We start from the raw sequence: 4,375 nt of genomic DNA, 5'->3' as shown, positions 1-4,375 counted from the left end.
ACCACGACCATGGCGATCAGTGGGCCAGGAACGCGCTTTACGCCGGGCAGTCTGGGTGTGAGGATCACCAGTGCCAGGCTCAGCAGGGCTAACAGTGTCGTGGGTACATGAAGGCTGGGGAATGCTTCATGAGGGTGTCTCCATTAGGATTAATGTCCTTACCCTTTATTGGTCAGCCCTCATTTGCTGTTCGTGCCTCGATGCCGACGAGCGGTCTCAGGACACCTGTAAGATTTTGTGTGCCGAGAGGTGGCGCGCTATCAGGCGTGCCACGGTGATCATCCAGTTCAGGGCGGCGATGGCCAGTACGCCCATCATCAATGTTGACAGGCCGTAGTCGACGATGATCCTGCCCGCCAGCCAGGGAAACCCGAAGACACCGACAAAATACGCCAGGCTGAACAGCAGCAACGCCTGGGACGTAGTGCCGGGCGGCGATTCGTGGGCTACCAGCCCATTGATCACCGAATACGTCAGGCCGTACCCGACCCCTAACGTGGCAGCCGCCAGCAGGTAGCTGAGGTTGCCGCTCACACCAAACGCAAACAGTGCAATCGACCCGAGCATGGCCCCGGACAACACACACGCCGCCCTATAGGCATCACGCTTGACCACGAAGCCTGCGATCAACAGGCGGCTGGTGATCGCGGCACTCAGGAACCCTGCGAAGAACAGCGAATAGTCCAACCCATGCGCGGCCGCGTAGCTGGTCTGGAACGATGAAAGCCCGCCAAACACGCAACCGCCCAGGCCGACCATCAAGATGGCGAACGCCGCCTTGGAAGACAGCACCCGGCGGCTGGCGGCCAGGGAAATCCTCGACGTCGGTGCATTCGCGTGATGCTTGAGTTGTGCGCCCAATCGCCAGAACATCACCACCCCGGCCAGGCTGGCCACCCCAGCGATATAGAAGGCGGTCGTCAGGGGCAGGTCCAGCGCACTGGTGGCTCGTCCGAGCAGAGGCCCGGCACCGATCCCACTCAACATGCTGCCCGACAGCAGCGCAAAGTACTTGGCCCGCAGCCTGGGCTCAACCAGCAAGGTCACGATGATCGGGCCCAGTGTATAGAACACGCCCCAGCCCAATCCGAGGGCCAGCCCGAACAGCATCAAGCCTTGGCCAAACCCCGGCGTCAGGGCAAAGCCGAGGCAGGCCACCACCAGCAACACGCCCATCCCCGCAATTGCCCGTGCCGCGCCCAACGCATCGGCCAAATGCCCGGAGAGCACTACCGCGACGAAGGTACTGAGCATCGCCGTGGAAATCACGCTGCCGGCGTCATGCTCATTCCCACCGCGCGAATGAATCAGCAACGACAGCAGAAACGTCGAGCCGTAGGACAACGACAACAGGAAGCTGGCAAGGCAAAACAGGGCGAATAATTTTCCGCCCACCGGGGCTGTGGAGTTCATGAGCACGCCTTGGAATCATTGGAGTTATGGCGACTTTCTACCATGCACGTCCGGGCGGATTGTTCTGTAGTTGGTGGCGCTTGCATTAGCCCGCAACGGAGTAAGTCGCTTTGGCGATCCCGAAATTGCACTGCAATCTGTCATCAATCCGTCTTAGTATGTGGCCTTTGAATTTACCCAAGGCGCGCCCATGACCATCGAGATTCGCCCCGCCGTGCCCAGCGATGCTGCGCAGATCCTGACTTTCATTACCGAGCTTGCCGAGTTTGAGAGGGCTCGTCATGAAGTGATCGCCAGTGTGGTGGACATCGAGCGCAGCCTGTTCAGCGAGGGCGCGACTGCCCATGGGCTGATTTGCCTGCGCGACGGATTGCCGATCGGGTTCGCGGTATTCTTTTTCAGCTATTCCACGTGGCTGGGCAGCAACTGCCTGTACCTCGAAGACCTCTACATCAACCCCGAGCAACGCGGCGGCGGCGCTGGCAAGAAGTTACTGCGCCACCTGGCGAAGATCGCCTGCGACAACGGCTGCGGGCGTTTCGAGTGGAGCGTGCTGGATTGGAACGAGCCGGCGATTGCCTTCTACAAATCCATCGGCGCCCAGCCCCAGGAAGAGTGGGTGCGCTACCGCATGGAAGGCGAAGCACTGCGGGATTTCGCCCAGGGCTGATGAAAACCCCGATGAAAACCGGCATCCCGACGCCGGTTTTTTTACACGCTCTCTCACTATGTGGGATGTAAATTTATATATTGAGATATTTAAAGGTCTGGGTTTATAGTCGGCTGCATCAGCACTCACTACCAAAAATAAAACAGGTGAAGCGATGCAGGCACACCCTCTGTCACTCCCCGCCGTGCCCGAACCCACCTATGGCGAGCGGCTGAAGCACAAGGTGGTGATCATCACCGGCGCCGCCCAAGGCATTGGCGAGGCGATCGTTGCCTGCTTCCAGGCCCAGCAGGCGCGTTTGGTGATCGCCGATATCCAGGCCGAAAAGGTCGAGCAAGTCGCCGCTCACTGGCGCGAACGCGGCGCCGAGATCTACGCGCAGCCGGTCGACATCACGTCCCAGGCGCAATGGCAGGCGCTGGTCAATTTGGCCATCGAGCGCTTCGGCCGCGTCGATGTGCTGGTCAACTGCGCCGGGGTCAATGTGTTCCGCGACCCGTTGCAGATGACCGACGAGGACTGGCGACGCTGCTTCGCCATCGACCTCGACGGTGCCTGGTACGGCTGCCGCACGGTGTTGCCGCACATGATCGAGCAGGGCATCGGCAACATCATCAACATCGCCTCGACCCATTCCAGCCACATCATTCCCGGCTGTTTTCCCTACCCGGTCGCCAAACACGGCCTGCTCGGCCTGACCCGCGCCCTCGGCATCGAATACGCGTCCAAGGGTATCCGCGTGAATGCCATCGCGCCGGGCTATATCGAAACCCAGCTCAACGTCGACTACTGGAACGGTTTCCCCGACCCCCAGGCCGAGCGCCAGCGCGCGTTCGACCTGCACCCGCCCAAGCGCATCGGCCAGCCTGTGGAGGTGGCGATGACTGCGCTGTTTCTGGCCACCGATGAGGCGCCCTTTATCAATGCCACCTGCCTGATGATCGATGGCGGGCGGTCGGTGATGTACCACGACTAGAACTTGTCACTCTCCAATAACAACAAGAGATGCCGTTCATGAAAAAAGCCCTACGCGTACTCACCGCCGCTATCGCGTTAAGCGGCCTCAGCAGTTTGGCCGTTGCCGAAGAGGTAAAAATCGGCTTTTTGGTCAAACAAGCCGAAGAACCCTGGTTCCAGACCGAATGGGCCTTCGCCGAAAAAGCCGGCAAGGAACATGGTTTCACCGTGATCAAGATCGCCGTGCCCGACGGCGAGAAAACCCTCTCGGCGATCGACAGCCTGGCCGCCAACGGCGCCAAGGGTTTTGTGATCTGCCCGCCGGACGTGTCCCTCGGCCCGGCGATTGTCGCCAAGGCCAAGGCCAACGGCTTGAAAGTGATCGCCGTGGATGATCGCTTCGTCGACGCCAAGGGCAATTTCATGGAGGACGTGCCGTACCTGGGCATGGCCGCTTTTGAAGTCGGCCAGAAACAAGGTGCGGCGATGGCCGCCGAGGCGAAGAAACGCGGGTGGGACTGGAAGGACACCTACGCGGTGATCACCACTTTCAACGAACTCGACACCGGTAAAAAACGCACCGACGGCTCGATCAAATCCCTCGAAGAAGCGGGCATTCCCAAGGACCACATCCTCACCGCCGCGCTCAAGACCCTCGACGTGCCCGGCAGCATGGACGCCACCAACTCGGCCCTGGTCAAGCTGCCCAGCGGCGCGAAAAACCTGATCATCGGCGGCATGAACGACAACACCGTGCTTGGCGGCGTGCGCGCCACCGAAAGCGCCGGGTTTGCCGCCGCGAATGTGATCGGCATCGGCATCAATGGCACCGACGCCATCGGTGAATTGAAGAAAGCCAACAGTGGTTTCTTCGGCTCGATGCTGCCGAGCCCGCACATCGAGGGCTACAACACCGCGCTGATGATGTACGAATGGGTCACCAAAGGCACGGAACCGCCGAAGTACACCGCCATGGACGAAGTGACCCTGATCACCCGCGCCAACTTCCAGGAAGAACTGACCAAGATCGGGCTGTGGAAATGAGCGGCGCGGCCTTGCGTTTCAATGGCATCGGCAAGGAGTTTCCCGGTGTGAAAGCGCTGGCGCAGATCAGCTTTGAAGCGCGGCCGCACTCGGTACACGCGCTGATGGGCGAGAACGGCGCGGGCAAGTCGACGCTGCTGAAAATCCTCGGCGGCGCCTACATCCCGAGCAGCGGCAGCGTGCAGATCGGCGCGCAGACCATGGCCTTCAAATGCGCGGCCGACAGCATTGCCAGCGGCGTCGCGGTGATCCACCAGGAGTTGCATCTGGTGCCGGAAATGAGCGTCGCCG

General features: G+C 60.8%; 5 protein-coding genes. 4 read left to right on the top strand and 1 reads right to left on the bottom strand.

Features of this window, described 5'->3' with window-relative positions; all coding sequences use genetic code 11:
* Positions 1-216 precede the first annotated feature (216 nt).
* A complete protein-coding gene (locus tag L9Z73_RS26195) occupies positions 217-1,413 on the bottom strand; it encodes an MFS transporter (RefSeq protein WP_247407389.1) in 1,197 nt (398 codons plus the stop codon).
* A 190-nt stretch (positions 1,414-1,603) separates the two neighbouring features.
* On the opposite strand from L9Z73_RS26195, the gene L9Z73_RS26190 reads away from it, so the two are divergent.
* The 4 genes from L9Z73_RS26190 to L9Z73_RS26175 form a co-directional block, all read left to right on the top strand.
* Positions 1,604-2,083, top strand: coding sequence for a GNAT family N-acetyltransferase (locus L9Z73_RS26190; protein WP_247407386.1), 480 nt, complete (start codon positions 1,604-1,606; stop codon positions 2,081-2,083).
* Between the two features lie 154 nt (positions 2,084-2,237).
* Positions 2,238-3,059 carry an SDR family oxidoreductase gene (locus L9Z73_RS26185; RefSeq protein ID WP_247407383.1) on the top strand — a complete coding sequence of 274 codons (822 nt, stop codon included), beginning with the start codon at positions 2,238-2,240 and terminating at the stop codon, positions 3,057-3,059.
* 38 nt (positions 3,060-3,097) lie between these two features.
* On the top strand, positions 3,098-4,084 hold the full coding sequence (locus L9Z73_RS26180; RefSeq protein WP_247407380.1) for a substrate-binding domain-containing protein: 987 nt from the start codon (positions 3,098-3,100) through the stop codon (positions 4,082-4,084).
* A partial coding sequence (locus L9Z73_RS26175) for an ATP-binding cassette domain-containing protein (RefSeq protein WP_247407377.1) occupies positions 4,081-4,375 on the top strand: 295 nt, incomplete at its 3' end. The genes L9Z73_RS26180 and L9Z73_RS26175, both read left to right, overlap by 4 nt.

The sequence above is a fragment of the Pseudomonas emilianonis genome (assembly GCF_023072625.1).
GTDB classification, from domain to species: domain Bacteria; phylum Pseudomonadota; class Gammaproteobacteria; order Pseudomonadales; family Pseudomonadaceae; genus Aquipseudomonas; species Aquipseudomonas paraveronii.
The sequence above is the reverse complement of the archived record's forward strand: the minus strand, read 5'-3'. Positions and strand labels throughout refer to the sequence as shown.